This window comes from Tessaracoccus yangjingae, assembly GCF_055326235.1.
In genome coordinates this window covers 127452-141896 of sequence record NZ_JBUZNN010000010.1, presented here as the reverse complement: position 1 = coordinate 141896, position 14445 = coordinate 127452, and the positions used below count along the sequence as shown (strand labels likewise).

Annotated in this window: 11 protein-coding genes; 2 read left to right on the top strand and 9 right to left on the bottom strand. The window is 68.7% G+C overall.

The genetic code is table 11. The features are described from left to right. Nucleotides 1–76 precede the first annotated feature (76 nt). Complete coding sequence (locus ACZK5D_RS13840) at nucleotides 77–688, top strand: CueP family metal-binding protein (protein WP_463665682.1); 612 nt, start codon at nucleotides 77–79, stop codon at nucleotides 686–688. Between the two features lie 169 nt (nucleotides 689–857). On the opposite strand, the gene ACZK5D_RS13835 is transcribed toward ACZK5D_RS13840, so the two are convergent. The 8 genes from ACZK5D_RS13835 to ACZK5D_RS13800 all read right to left on the bottom strand — a co-directional run bounded on the left by ACZK5D_RS13835 (nucleotide 858) and on the right by ACZK5D_RS13800 (nucleotide 7024). Next, nucleotides 858–1070 carry a hypothetical protein gene (locus tag ACZK5D_RS13835; RefSeq protein WP_463613915.1) on the bottom strand — a complete coding sequence of 71 codons (213 nt, stop codon included), beginning with the start codon at nucleotides 1068–1070 and terminating at the stop codon, nucleotides 858–860. A gap of 255 nt (nucleotides 1071–1325) precedes the next feature. After that, nucleotides 1326–2459, bottom strand: a complete 1134-nt coding sequence (locus ACZK5D_RS13830; protein WP_463665681.1) for a HAMP domain-containing sensor histidine kinase — start codon at nucleotides 2457–2459, stop codon at nucleotides 1326–1328. After that, a complete protein-coding gene (locus ACZK5D_RS13825) occupies nucleotides 2456–3175 on the bottom strand; it encodes a response regulator (protein ID WP_463665704.1) in 720 nt (239 codons plus the stop codon). The genes ACZK5D_RS13830 and ACZK5D_RS13825 overlap by 4 nt, the downstream gene beginning before the upstream one ends. A gap of 2 nt (nucleotides 3176–3177) precedes the next feature. Next, a complete protein-coding gene (locus ACZK5D_RS13820) occupies nucleotides 3178–3741 on the bottom strand; it encodes a hypothetical protein (RefSeq protein ID WP_463665680.1) in 564 nt (187 codons plus the stop codon). Nucleotides 3742–3908: 167 nt separating this feature from the next. Continuing rightward, complete coding sequence (locus tag ACZK5D_RS13815; RefSeq protein ID WP_182782064.1) at nucleotides 3909–4169, bottom strand: SHOCT domain-containing protein; 261 nt, start codon at nucleotides 4167–4169, stop codon at nucleotides 3909–3911. Nucleotides 4170–4373: 204 nt separating this feature from the next. Beyond that, nucleotides 4374–5831: a 4Fe-4S binding protein gene (locus tag ACZK5D_RS13810; protein ID WP_182782065.1), complete on the bottom strand. Its 1458-nt coding sequence runs from the start codon at nucleotides 5829–5831 to the stop codon at nucleotides 4374–4376. Next, entirely contained in the window at nucleotides 5831–6376 is a 546-nt protein-coding gene (locus ACZK5D_RS13805; protein ID WP_463665679.1) for a hypothetical protein, read from the bottom strand. Before ACZK5D_RS13805 ends, ACZK5D_RS13810 begins: the two co-directional genes overlap by 1 nt. A 258-nt stretch (nucleotides 6377–6634) precedes the next feature. After that, a complete protein-coding gene (locus ACZK5D_RS13800; RefSeq protein ID WP_182782067.1) occupies nucleotides 6635–7024 on the bottom strand; it encodes a heavy metal-responsive transcriptional regulator in 390 nt (129 codons plus the stop codon). Nucleotides 7025–7119: 95 nt separating this feature from the next. On the opposite strand from ACZK5D_RS13800, the gene merA reads away from it, so the two are divergent. Then, nucleotides 7120–8499 carry a mercury(II) reductase gene (merA, locus tag ACZK5D_RS13795; protein ID WP_463665678.1) on the top strand — a complete coding sequence of 460 codons (1380 nt, stop codon included), beginning with the start codon at nucleotides 7120–7122 and terminating at the stop codon, nucleotides 8497–8499. 162 nt (nucleotides 8500–8661) lie between these two features. Here the strand turns inward: merA and mobF are convergent, their stop codons facing one another. After that, nucleotides 8662–14346 carry a MobF family relaxase gene (gene mobF / locus ACZK5D_RS13790; protein WP_463665677.1) on the bottom strand — a complete coding sequence of 1895 codons (5685 nt, stop codon included), beginning with the start codon at nucleotides 14344–14346 and terminating at the stop codon, nucleotides 8662–8664. Nucleotides 14347–14445 lie beyond the last annotated feature (99 nt).

Here is a 14445-nt window from a genome sequence, read left to right as displayed (position 1 = left end):
CCCGTCCGAGACTGGGCCGCGGAACCTCCTCCACACGTGGACTTGTTCCGTAACCCCTTAGCTTATGGAGATACGCATGCGCCGCATTCAGCTGGCCATCGCTGTGCCGCTCACCGCCGTCCTGGCGCTGTCGGCCTGCTCAACCCCACAGGCGGCTGTCGAGACCCCGATCACGTCCGCGTCGCCGGCGACGTCGGGTGTCGCAGCCGGGGACGCAGGGACGCTGCTCGCTGCGCAGGGGTTGGAGGGCAAGAGCGGCGCCGAGGTAGTGGAGGCGCTGGACCAGCTCGACGCTCAGCGACCGTTGCCGCTGGCCGCATCGGTGCGCTACGACGAGGTGTTGCTCAGCGACGGCACCACCGAGGCCGCGCTGCCTCTCGACGGTGACCAGTTCTACCTGTCGATCGCGCCGTATGAGACCACCACGCACGAGTGCTACTTCCACAACCTCGGCACGTGCCAGGGGGAGTTGGCGAACGCCGAGGTGCGCGTGAAGATCACCACCGACTCGGGGGAGGTGCTCGTCGACGAGGACGCGACCACCTACGCCAACGGGTTCATCGGCTTCTGGATCCCGAAGGGCGTCGCGGGCACCGTCGTCGTCACCAAGGACGGCAAGCGCGCCGAGAGCCGCTTCTCCTCCGACGCTGAGGGCCCCACCTGTCTGACCTCACTGCAGCTTCTGTAGTCCGGGGGTGTGAGCCTTGCTGGGGCGCCGCGCCGAGGAGGTTCTGTGTAGGGCAGGGTGTTTCGACGCTCGTTGCGCCAGTGGTGCGGCGTTGAGCCGCTCGAGTCAATGGGATCCCCGCCCGGCCTGGGGCCTGGCGGGGATCCCATTGACGATCTGACCCTTCTGATCAGGAGGAGTGATGGTTCTCCCAGCCGGAGAATCCCTGGTGCATGCCGGGGTTGTGGGTGCCGTTGAAGCCCATGTCTGACTGGGTCATCATGCGGACGTGACCGGCGAACTCGCGTCCGGTTGGTTCGGCTGCTCCGGCGGTGGTGGCGGTCATGGCGACGACGGCCGCGGCCGCGGTGGCGAGGGCGGCGATCTTGCGCTTGGTGATCATGGTGGTCTCCTTCGTTAGGGTGCCGGTCCTTCCGGCCGATAAGACCACTGTCCCTTGGCAATGTATGGATCTGTTCAACTATCCCCTCGGCTTCGATCAAGAAGTCGAGGGCCGGGTCGCGCGATTCGGACTCGGCTTGAGGTTCCTGGTCGTAGCTACCTTTATCCCAAGTCAGAAGGGAATTCTCCTGTCCGTCACCGGCCTGAACAGCCTCAACGGGTGGATCCAGGGGATTGTTTTCTCGTTCTGCCTGTATCAGTGTGGGGTTCGCCGGGAAACGCTGGCAGGGAGGGTGATTATGAAGCGGGCGCCGGTGCCGGGGCCGGCACTGTCAGCGGTGAGGGTCCCGTGGTGGGCCTCGACGATGGCGCGGGCGATGGTCAGCCCTAGGCCGGTGCCGGGACTGTCGGCAGCTTTCGCGAAGCGTCGGAAAATCTGCCCCGCCTCGGCGGGGGTGAGGCCGATGCCGGTGTCGGTCACTGTGATGACCGCCGAGTCCCCGGAGGGGCTGGGCAGACCGGCCAGGGTGACGGTGCCGCCGGCCGGGGTGCAGCGGAGCGCGTTGTCGAGTAGGCCGCCGAGGACTTCCTGGATTCGTTCGGGGTCGACCAGCACGCGAGGGGTGCTGTCGGCGACGCTGGCATCGATCCGGACGTCGGCGGACCGGTAGCTCTCCCCGTGCGCGGCAACGGCCGCCTGGACCAAGGTGCGGACAGGAACGGGTTCGGGGCTGAGGAGCAGTTGACGTTCCTCGGCGCGGGAGACAACCTCGAGGTCGGCGACGAGGCGCCGGAGCCGGGTGCTCTGGGCGGCGAGGGTGTCCCAGGTTTGGTGGTCGGCGGGCAGCACGTCGTCTCGGACGGCCTCGATGGTGGCTTCGATGGAGGCGATGGGGGTGCGGAGCTGGTGGGCCAGGTCGGCGGTGAGTGCGCGGCGGGTGTCCTCGGTGGTCTGGAGTCGCTCGGCCAGCTCGTTGACCGACGCGGCGAGGGTGGCGAACTCGGGGCCCATACCGGGGTCGAGCACTCGGGCGTCCAGGTGTCCGTCCGCGAGTCGACGGCTGGTGTCTGCCGCGGCCCACACAGGAGCGGCGAGCCGGCGGGCCACGACCCAACTGATGGTTGCGGCGGTGAACGCCGCGGCGGCGATGCCGATCCCCACGGCCACGAGGACGGCGTCCTGGACCGCCATGAGGATGTGTTGGAGGGCGTCTGAGTCGGTCGCGACGCCGGCCCTTTCCAGGTGGAGCTGGAACACCGACGGGGTGACGAGGAGCACAACTACGAGCACTGTGCCGGCGCCGGCCAGGATGACGAGCACGTTGTTGAGGAGGAGTCGGGGGGCCAGGGCGAGTCGTGCCAGTCCCGGCTCCTTTCGGGGGGCGGTCATCCCGGGCCCATCCGATAGCCGACCCCACGGATGGTCAGCACGTAGCGGGCGTCGCGGGGGTCGTCGCCGAGCTTGCGACGCAGGTGGCCGACGTGGATGTCGACAAGGTGCTCGTCGCTCGCGGCGGAGCCCGTCGTGTCGTTCCACACGCGGTCGAGCAACTGTTGGCGGGTGAACACGATGCGGGGACTCCCGCTCAACGCCTCCAGTAGGTCGTACTCGGTGCGCGTCAAGGCCACCAGTGAGCCGGCAACCCGCACTTCGCGCGCCGGAACGTCCACCGTCAGGTCCCCGAAGACGCGTGCCTCCGGGGCTTCCTGTGCCGTGGCGCCGGCTGGGGTCCGCGGTCGCCGTAGCAGCGTCCTGACCCGCGCGACCAGTGCGCGGGCGGAGAAGGGTTTGGTGACGTAGTCGTCGGCTCCCACCGCGAGTCCGATGAGCATGTCCACCTCGTCGGCCCGCGCGGTCAGCATCAGGATGTAGCAGCTGCTGAACGTCCGCAGCTGTCGGCACACCTCGACGCCGTCCATGCCGGGCAGCCCCAGGTCGAGCACAACCACGTCAGGCTCTGATTCCCGCGCGAGGGTGAGCGCCGTCTCGCCGTCGCCGGCGGTGCGCACGGTGAACCCATCCGTGGTCAGGTAGCCCTCCACCACCCTGACCAGGCTGGGTTCGTCGTCGACCACCAGGACGCTCGGCTGCTTGTCAGAACCCACGCTCAAGAGTCCTCCTCCGCGACGAACTCGCCGTGCCACGTGTGGTACCAGACTGCCCCGGTGGTGGCGTTGACCGACAGCATGCCCACTGTCTTACCGCCCGAGGCGGAGTCGAGGGTGTAGTACCCCGGATACTCCATGGCCATCCCCGCCGCCGTCTCGCCGGCGGCATTGGCCTGCAGCCATCGGTCGGCGATCGCGACGGCCTCATCCGCGGACAGGGCCGCGGTCCGGCTGCCGGTGTTCCACATCATGGCCGGCCCGTACTCGGTGGACACCGCGCCGGTGGCCGGGTCCACGAGCACCTCGGTGGTGGCCTCACCGGAGGCGTTCCTCAACTCGACGTAGAAGTTGTTGGTGAACTGCATCACCTCGCCCGGTATGAGCCCACTGACCGCCGCGGCCTGCGTGGCACGAGCCCTGGCCTGGGTCATGGTGTCGACCCGGACCCCGTCGCCGGCCAGCCACACCCCGCCGCCCATCATGGAGCCGCTCATCATGGAGCCGCCCCCAGCGCCCATCATTCCGCCCGACGGTCCGCCCCACCCGCGACCGTTGGCTCGCATCATCGGACCATGCCCGTCCCAGTTCGGCGTGATACCGGCAGCGCCAGGGTAAGGGCGAGCACCTCCCCAAGCGGCAAAGACGACCGAGGCTACGAACAGCACGCTCGCGACCACCAACACCAGCCACGCCAGCCAGCGTGGGCCGGCCTGAGTCAGGCCCCGCCCAGTCATCGGCGTTCACCCCGGGCCGAGGCCAGCGCAGCCCGCTGCACCTGATACGTCTCGACGTCAATCTCGCCGCGGGCGAACCGACGGTCCAGGATCTCCTCCGGCGTCTCCGGCCCGGGCTGCATGCCGCCACCGTAGGGGCGCGTCGGCAAGAGCCTAGTCACCGCCCACACCACCAGACCAATCAGCACCGCCCACAGCAGCACCATGCCGAGCATGCCGCCCCACCCCATCCCGCCAAAACCGCCGTAACCCATCATGTCTATCCTCCAGGACCGAGTGGGTGGTCCCGTGACCACCCGATGGAACCAGCTTGACGGTCACATGTAAGGATCATCGCGCCGGTGAAGTAAAGATTTCCTCAACACCCATGCCCTAGTCGTTGTGCTCATCAGGAGTTCCTCCGGGAAGGTCGGGTAGGGGAGATGGTGTCAGGCGTGGGTGCGGGTCCAGACGGCGGCCCCTTACATGCGGTGCGCCATGGGCAGCAGGAAGAGGCCGATGTTGACCGCACCGAGGAACGCGATCAGTACGCCCATCGGCACGAAGGTGCTTGTCCGGCGCTTCTGCGTCTGGTAGCGGCGGCGGGTGATGCGCCGCGCGGTGTAGAGGGATCCGGCGATGCCCAACGCCAGCAGGGCGAACTGCAGGATCTGGATGGTGAAGGTGCTGGCCAGCGCCGGCGACCCGGCGCCGTAGCTGATGCCGAACAGCGCAGCGACGGTGGCGATCACCGATCCGCCCTCGGCCAGCAGGTGGAACAGGTTGTGGGCGATGTGGCCGGCGACGTCGAGTGGGATGAGGGCGTAGCCGAATCGGGCGAAGTTCCTCATCGTTGTCTCGAGGTTGCGGCCCGCCGCCAGACGCGACGCGCCGGCGAGGAGACCGACCGGGAGGCTGACCGCGACGGCGAACGCGACGGTGAAGATCAGGGCGTAGTTCGTGATGCCGGTGGTGGCCTCCAGCCACGCCAGCGCCACGTTCCACACCTCCAGCATGGTGACGTTCTGCACGATCACGATGCCCATGATCGCCATCGCGAGGAACGACTCCTCCATTGATGGCTTGTTGACGAACCACAGCTCGCTGGTCGGCTTCCGCAGGCGAACCTGGATCGCATCATTGGGGCAGGCCTTGATGCAGTTGGCGCACAGGTTGCAGTTGGCGTTGGTGTCCATGGTGCGGGGGAACGTGAACAGTGGGCAGCCCGCGACCTTCTCGTTGCCGTTGTAGCACGCGGCCCGCGCCTTGCAGGTGCGGCAGATGCCCTCGTCGGCGCGAAGCTCGACCATGCCGGTCCGGGCGTAGTTGCCCGACAGGCCGCCCAGGAAGCACAGGTAGCGGCAGAACGTGCGCCGTTGGAACAGGGCACCGGAGACGATCACGGCACTGGTGAGCAGGAGGAGCAGCACACCCGAGCCCCACGGCGACTCCACGATGCCCCACACATGATCAGCCCAGGTGATCAGCAGGAAGGAGGCGTCGATGATCCAGATGCCATACCTCTTCAGGAATGCCGGGACGGGCTGGTTCACGCCCACCAGCTTCTGGACCTGGTCGGACAGCCATCCGAACGGGCACACCGCGCACCAGAACCTGCCGAGCAGGACGAACACGATCGGGATCAGCGGCCACCACAGCACCCACATCAACGCGGTGCCGGCGTTGTCGTGGGCGGAGTCCGGACCCACCAGCAACTGGTAGGCCACCAGCCCGAACACCATTGCCACCGGGACCTGAATGATGCCGGGGTAGAGCCTGCTCCGCAGCACCCGCGCCACCCACGGGATACTCATCAGGTTCCGACCCACAGGCGGGGGAGTGAGGTCCGGCTTCTCGTCCAGGTCGATGAACACCGGACCAGGCCCGTCCCCGGGTTTCTCGCCAGGGCCGTCGAGTTTCGGCAAAGTGGGGGCGCTCATCAGGATTCCTTCGCGGCGCTGCGGGTGTTGGTGGTCAGTGCGGCGGCGCGCGCGTCACGGCGGCGCTTGTGGTCGGGGGCCTTCTTCCGGCGCAACAGGGCCGCGTACAGCATGACCGCGCCGTTGAACACGGCGAACCCGCCCAACACCAGAGCCCGAGGCCGCTCCACCGGAGGAGCCTCGCTGTGCTCCTCGGCGGCGCCGCCGCCATGCTCCTCAGCCGCGGCCTCATCGCCGGCCGCCGACGTCTGCTCCCCGGACGCAGCATTGTGGCCCTCGCCATGCTCAGAGTGCTCATCGGGAGCCGGGACGGGCAGCGCTGAGGACGTCACGGGTGCCGGGGTCGAGCCGGGTGCGCTCTCCTCCGCTGCCGCCTCGTGTCCATGCCCAGAGGGCTGGTCACCGACCACGCCGGGTTGGCTGCTGGTCGTCGGGGTCGCGGTGGGAGGTTCGGTCGCCTCGTTCGCCACAGCCTGCGGGGAGAGACTGATCATCGCCCACACGACCACGGCGACGGCTGGGGCGGTGCTCAACAACCGGCGCATTCAGAAACTCCTCGGGATGGATGACCGCCCCATCCTCACCGACCGCCACCGACCCGATTCGCCAGAATCCCGGTTCTGAAGAGCATCTTGAGAAGACCTTGACCAAGTCTGTACCTAGCCGTCGACAAGCCCCGCAGAAGTAACCAGATCCGTCGGCTCTCGGAGGGTCTCCTCGGCAATCACGGCGTACCGATGACACTGCCGCGGCGCTGGGTTCATTCCCGAGCTGCGGAAGGCAGGCAGCGCAGCCGACCAGGCTCAGAGGTATCGGCAGATCGTTTCGGGTGCGCAGGCCTCCGAAGTTGTCTGTGCCGCATGCGCTCGAAGCCCGGAGATGGTGGCACGCAGAAGATTGAGCCGCGCGAGCTGCTTTTCGATGTCGACCAGCTGGCGGTCAAGCAAGTCCCGAACATGCGCGCAGGGCGAGCCCCCCGCATCTCGAACATCGAGGATCTTCGCGATTTGCGCGAGGGTCAGACCCGCCGCGCGGGCCCGGTCGATGAACTGGAGCCGTTGCACCGCGCCATCGTCGTAGCTGCGGTACCCAGAGGCCGTCCTCACGGCGGGCGGCAACAGCCCACGCTCCTCGTAATATCGCAGCGTCGACGGCCTCGTCCCCGCCTTCTCTGCCAGCTCGCCGATCAGCATCCCGCACCTCCACGCCGGCTTGACCTTCAAGCATGCTTGAAGGTCCATTCTGACCGAATGTGGCCGCAGGGGCGGCCGACCCGGAGGAGACATTCATGACGCTGCACAACGAGTTCGATCTTGCGGTGATCGGCACAGGCGGGGCGGCGATGTCAGCCGCCATCCATGCTCGACTTGAAGGGGCCAGCGTGGTCGCGATCGAGTCGGGAACGCTCGGCGGGACCTGCGTGAACGTGGGCTGTGTGCCCTCGAAGACCCTCCTCGCCGCCGCGCACACCCGCCACGCGGCCCTCTCGAACCCGTTCCCCGCCGTCCCCACGTCCGCCGGCAGCGTCGACCTCGTCACGCTCATGCGGCAGAAGGAAGACATGGTCGGCAAGCTCCGCCAGACCAAATACGCAGACGTCGCCGCCGCGTACGGGTTCGACATTCTCCCCGGGATCGCCTCGTTCGCAGACCCGGCAACCCTCCTCGTCGACGGGCGGCCGGTTCATGCCGGGGCGTATCTCGTGGCCACCGGCGCCGAACCTCACGTGCCGGCCATCCCCGGCCTCGAGCACGTCGACTACCTCACGTCGACCACCGCAATGGCGCTCGCCGCACTGCCCGCCTCGCTGGTAGTGATCGGCGGCGGCTTCGTCGGGCTCGAACAAGCCCAACTCTTCTCCCGCCTCGGTGTCCAGGTCACCATCGTCGGCCGGCTCGCCCCGCATGCCGAGCCGGAATCATCCTCCGCGCTCCGCAAAGCCTTCGAGGCCGAGGGGATCACCGTCATCGACGACCGCGCCGTCGCGGTCACCCAAGACCAAGCCCGGGTCCGGGTGCGCACCCACACAGCGAGAGAGGCCGTCGGCGAACGCGTCCTCATCGCCACGGGCCGCACCCCGCGCACCCACGGACTCAACCTCGCAAGCGCCGGCATCGCAACCGACGACCGCGGCTTCATCAGCGTCGACGAACACCAGCGGACCACAAATCCAGGCGTGTTCGCCGCCGGCGACGTCACCGACGCGCCCCAGTACGTGTACGTCGCCGCCATGGCCGGGAGGATCGCAGCAGGCAACGCGCTGGGCCACCACCACGAGCACGTCGATTACACCGGGATGCCCGCCGTACTGTTCACCTCGCCACAGCTCGCCTCCGCCGGGATGACCGAAGCCGAAGCCATCGCCGCCGGGTACCGGTGCGCCTGCCGTTACCTGCCACTGTCCGACGTCCCCCGAGCCATCACCAACCACAACACCCGAGGCGGCATCAAGATCGTCGCCGACGCCGACACCGGCAAAGTCCTCGGCATCCACGCCCTCGCCGAGACCGCCGGCGAGATCATGCTCGCCGCCACCTACGCCATCAAAGCCGGATTCACCGTCACCCAACTCGCTGACACCTGGGCCCCGTACCTCACCATGGCCGAAGGCATCCGCCTCACAGCGAACCTCTTCCGCAATGAACTCCCCACCTCGTGCTGCGCCTGATGCAAGGTCCAGCCCAGTCCCTGCCGGATCGACTGTGCATCGAGTGCAGAGCCAGCATGCTGCGGTTCAGCAGGACATCCGGGCTCATCACCGGGTCCTTGCCCCCAGCAGGAGCGGTTCGGCCCTTCTCGTCCCGCCGATTTGGGTGCCGTCTGGGTCTGTCTAGATGCTCGGAGCCCTCTGGTTGATCGTCCGGGTTCGGGTGGCGGGAAGCGTTGTCGACGTCGACTGGGTGGGTGCCTGAAGGTGGTGCATCAGGATCCGCCGCAAGCCGCTGGCGATCTGGTCGGGTGTGCGGCCGGTGAGGGTGTGGGCGAGGGAATCGTAGTTGACTCCGTAGGGCTGCAGGTGGGTCAGGTGTGCGCTGGTCTCCGCCCAGTTCGGGGCCGTGAGCAGGTCTGGTTGGACCGTCCGAGCCCAGGGGCGCCAGTCGATCTCCGTCGGCCCGCCGGGCCTCTGCCCGGTCAAGGTCGCCACCGCCACCGCCGCTGGGACGCCCTTGAGGTAACCGGACAGCGAACTGGTGTCGACGCCTTGGCTGTGGAGCTGGTCGAGGCGGTGGGCGATCGCCTTCCACTCGTCGGTAGAGGGCAGTCGGGGATTGGTTGCGGTGGCCCACGGTTGCCAGCGTTCTGCGGGGTGTTGGTCGAGGCGGCGTCGCATCGCGCGGGTCTGTTCCCGGGCGATGTCGCCAGCCGTCGAGGGCGTGGTGGTCCACGCGTTGATCCGCCCCGCCAGATGGCTGGACAGCTCGGTGGAGATCAGGTGAAGGGTTTCGCCCCAGGTGGTGGCGGGGCGGGCTGCAGTGATTTCCGCGATCTGCCGGACGGCGTCGGTCGGGTCGAGGAACCTGACGCGGTCGCGGACCATCAGCATCGCCTGCGCTGTCGTGGCGCCGGTAAGCGCTTCGAGCAGAGCGGTGGGTCCCTGCTGTTCGAGAAGCTGGGCCGGATCGGCGCCGGCTTGCAGTACGACTCGGTGGGGGTCGTGGCGGTGCTGGGCGAGAAGCCAGAAGGCGTTCTCGGCTGCGGTGTGTCCCGCGGTGTCGGCGTCTGCGGCGATCAGCGGCGTCGGCCTGCCACGGAGGAGGAGTGTCTGTTCCGGTGTCAGGGCTGTGCCGAGGGGTGCGACGCCGATGAAGGCGCCGTGGCTGGCGAGGGTGACCGCGATCGCGTCCATCGGTCCTTCGACGATCACCGGCACAGCCTCCGGGGTGAGGAGGTGGTGGCCGTAGAGGACGTCGCGTTTCGCGAACAGTGGGCTGGCGGGGCTGTTGAGGTACTTCGGCCCGTAGGCGTCGTCGGCTTCGGGGTGCCGTCGGCCGACGAACCCGACGATGACGCTTTCGTGGTGGATGGGGAGGATGGCGCGGTCGCGGAACCGGTCGATTACCGTGCCCTGCCGGGTGGTGGTGGCCACCCCGGCCGCCAGCAGCTCCGCGGTGGTAAACCCCTCCTTGCGCAGGGCGCTGACCAGACTGGTCCAGCCGGCGGGCGCGTGACCGATCCGGAACCGTGGGTCGCCGGCGAGATCCTGCCCGAACCGCTGCGCGAAGTACTGGTGGCTCCAGTTCCCGGCCAGCTGGGCCTCGAAGAAGCCGGCCGCCGCTTCAGTGACCTGTGCGAGGCGCTCCGGGGTGTGGGGGACATCGGCCCAGCGGTCGACGGCCGCGAATTCCCGCCGCAGCTCGACATCGGTGAAGTCCGGCTCGGTTCGCTCCCGCAGCCGCGCGGCGGCTGCTAGGTCGGCGGTGTGGGTGGACCAGTCGATGTCCTCGATCCCCTCAGGCGGCAGGCGGTCCGGATGTGGCGGCTCCAGCTCGTCCGGGGGCGGGGTGGTGGTGACCTGGTGGGCGCGCCACAGCATCGCCTGGCACACATCATCGAACCCGGACACATCCGCCACAGGGGCGATCAGGTCCTCAATTGTGAGCCCTTGATCGGTGCCGTGGCTGATGGCGGCAGCGAGGTCTGGCCACCAGGGGCTGGCTTCCAGATCGGCGACGGCCTGGTAGCCGAGACGTTCCACCAGAGCGCCTTCCCAGGAGGGGAGAGTGGGTCCGTCGACGGCGGACAGGTGGCGGGCGAGGCGCCACCACAGGGCTGCCGCGGGATGCTCCGCGGGCAGCGGTCCGTCGGCGACGGCTGCGGCGAGGTGCTCGGTGATCGGCACCCCGGCGTTGTGGAGGGCGGCGAGGCGGTGGGCGAGCACGGGGGCGTAGGGGTCACGGGAGAGGTCGGGGTGGATGTCGCGCAGTAGGTCGGTCCAGATCGCGACGGGGTGGGCGGGTCGGAGACGGTCGGTGAGGTGTTGTTGCCAGTGGTGCGCGGCTGCGCCCAATTGCAGCGCACCGGTGGGTCGGCGGTCGGCGGGTTCAACCTGCCACGCGGCCCGCCACACCTCCACCTCCGCGATGCTGGACGAGGTCAACGTCTGACCCGGCAACGCCCACACCGGCCGCCCGATGGCAGCGGTGGCGTCGCGGACTTCGGCGGCGAAACCACGGACCTGGGAGGCCCGTGCGGTGAGGTAGGGGCCCCACTGGTCATGGTTGGCGAGGGGCTGGGGGATTCCGGTGAGCCAGGGGAGTGGCCCGTCTGTGTCGGGGTGGGGGAGTCGCCAGGTCAGCACTGCCGACGGATCCTGGGCGCTCGACAGTTCGCGCGCATCGACGGCGTCACGCAGCAGCTGAAGCGGTGAAGGGGACGTCTCGCTGGCTGCCAAGAGCAAGAGGAGGTGGGCGCGCAGGGTGGGCCAGGTTGGGCTGGAGGTGAGCTGGTCCACGACGTCGTCGGCATGCTGATCCAGCTCGCGTGCGGCGTCGGCGTGGAGGTGTTCGACGGCGACGCTCAGCGCGTCGGCGTAGCGGGCCACCGCGTGGCCGAGGCAGGTGTGGGGGTCTCCTGCGTGGCAGGTTTCGGTGGTGACGGAGCGGGAGGATCCGTCGCGGGCGAGGATGGATTCGAGGATGTCGCCTGCGGTGACCGGCCGCAGGGTGGCGGGGTGGATCGGGGAGTTCTCCCCGCCGCCGTCGACCACCTCGACGTAGGCATGGTTGGCGTGGCGTCCTCGGCTCATCGCCACATACAGCTGCTGTCGCGACTCGGCGCCGGTGAGGACGGTGTGGGTGGTGTCGACTGTCACTCCTTGGGCGCCGTGAACGGTCACCGCGTAGCCCAACTCCACGTTTTCGGTCACGTAGGTCGGGGGCAGGCTGACCCTCAGCCCGGTGACGCGATGCTGCGCGCGGATTGCCCCAGAGGTTTCGACTGAGGTGACGGTCCAGCGGTCGCCGTTCTTCACCCAGTCAGTCGCGCTGATCGACAATCGGCGGTCGTTGAGCCGGGTCACGATCACATCCCCGACGGAGGCCAGGTTCCCGTCCGACAGCACGGCGACGGGGCCCTCCGCCTGGCCGCCGGTGACGGTGAGGCGGTGCTCGCGGGCCCACTGGTTGAGTTGGGCGACCTGGTCGCGGGTGCCGGCGAGCATCACCGTGTCGAGTCCTGCCGTGCGATCTCGGAGCCAGCCGTTGAGGGCGTCGCGCAGGACGGTTTCGTCCGAGCCTGCATGGATCCGCTGCTGGTCGAGGTAGAAGCCGAGTGCCTCGGGTCGGCCGTCGCGCAGCGCCAGGGAGGCGGCTGCTTCGGCGGGATCAACGAACCGCATGATCTCAGTGAGCTGCACGGCGCCGTGGCTGTGGGCGATGTCACGCAACACCCCTCCGGCGCCGACTGCGGCTAGCTGCTGATCATCCCCGACCAGACGCACCGACGCACCCCGCTCAACCGCGAAGTCGATGACTGCGGCCAGTGTGGGGGTGTCGGCCATGCCGGCTTCGTCGATGATGATCAGCGTGTCAGGTCCGATCGTCGCGTTGACGTTTAGGGGTTGGTGGTGGAGGTCGTAGGCGACCTTCGCCAGCGTCGTCGCCTTGCCGACGTGGTCGGCGAGTAACCGGGCGGCGACGGCGGAGGGGGCGAGCCCGATCACGGTTCCGCCGCTGTCCTGCCAGGCGTGCCCCAGGGCCGCCAGGGCGGTGGTTTTCCCGGAGCCGGCGGCGGCGAGGGCGAGCTGAACCCGCCTTCCGCTGGTAGCCATCTCGCGCACCAAAGCGACCTGCCCGGCGGTGAGAGTCATACCGTTGGCGGTCGCCGAGAGTAGCGCCAGCGACACGTCCGCCTCGCTTGCTGTCCGGCCGTCGAGGAGGGTCGCTGCGTCGGTGATGGTCTGTTCGGCTTCGATTACGGCGGTGGAGGTGAACCGTGGGCTGCCGACGGTGGTGTACACCGACTTACCATCGGAGCGACGCAGCACCTGCGGGTCGCTGATCGGATCCACCCACCCCTCCAGCGCGATGCAGCGATCGGTCGCTGCAGCCAGCAGTTCGGCGGTGAGTTGGGTCGCGTGGTCGGGGCTGGTGGCGTGTTCCCTGGCTCTCCGGGAGGCTTCCGCCTGGAGGTGCCACACCGTCCACGACGCACGCGACAGACCCATCCGCTGCACCATCTCATCAGCCACCTGCTCGACCCACTCCGCCGTTGCCGCCGGCCTGGCGACGCGGCCCGCGGCGTGCACGTCGGCGAACAGGCGCGTCACGCCGTTGGCGCCGAGGACCGCTGCGGCTTGCGCTGCCCAGGTGGTCCGCTGCTCGTCGAGGCTGCGGGGTTCGTGCTTGGCCTGGCGGGTCTCCAACGTGGCCTGCTGCGCCAACGCGATCGCTTCGGCCGGGGTCGGCGGACGGTGATGGGCGCGCTGGAAGTCAACGGCGAGCTCGGCCTGACGGGCCACGATCGCAGCCCGACGGCTGGACCACGCCTCCCGGAGTTGTTCCGGGACGCCGACGATCTCCCGGACGGGTCGCTTCGCCGGATCACGGGTCAGATCCGGAGCGAAACGCACACCGAGACGGGCAGTGAGGTGGGCTTCCAACTGCGTGTTGTACACCTCCGAGACGCTGACCATCCCCGCATGCAGCGGGCGGCCGTCGATCGCCAACCAGTGCCCGTCCAGGGTCTGGACCTTGTTCGCGATCGCCACATGGGTGTGAAGATTCGGATCCCCCGCCCGCGAATCCCGATGCGTGAACGCGGCCGCGATCAGGCCGGTCACCTCGACCTGCCGCACCCCACCCGCACCCCTCCGCGAGTACAGCACCCGCTCCTCCAAGTACCGCAGTGCGTCGGCGACGGCAGCGTTGTGAGCCTCCTCAATCTGCGCTGCCATCGCCTGCGGTGCGACCGCCCAGAGCGCCGAGACGGACTTCACCGGCGTGAACGTCACATCGAACCCCGCACAGGCCGTCGTCGCGCTCCGCGTCAGGCGCGCCACCTCCGACGACAGCTCCAGGCTGCTCGGCGCCCGTCCCATCCGGGTCTCGAACCGCGCCGTGGCCAGCTCGTTCCGGATCCCAGCCCTGACATCGACGGGGACCGTGGCGTCGCTGCCCAGACCGTTCGCAGCAGCCCATTGGCTGCATCGGATCGCGACCTCCTGCTGAAACATCGTGGCCGCCTCGTGCACCTTGAACGGGGACCCCAGCCGCGCCGCGTGGCGGATCTGCTCGACGGTGGCGCCCTTCGGCAGGGCCGCGAGGCGGGCCTCCATGTCGGGGTGATTCCCCGCCCCGAACAAGGCCCGCATCTGCACCTCCGACACTGGGCTGCCCGGCTCCACTTCCAGTGCGTCCAGGCCGGTGCCGACCCACCGTCCGGGCGCTTCACCTTTCTCGGTGTAGTAGCTTGTCAGCGTCGCGTGCCCCTTCTCCGTCGAGTCCTGCGCAGCGACCTGCCGGGTCAGGTAGTCATACCCCGACCCAGCCGTCAGCTTGTGCAGAGACGCCGTCATACCCCCTTTGAACCCGCACTCGCCCCCGCCACAGCGAACCGACAGTGCAAGGGGTGTATCGGACATCTAGAGAGGGGGTATGCCGGGAGCGGACGACGG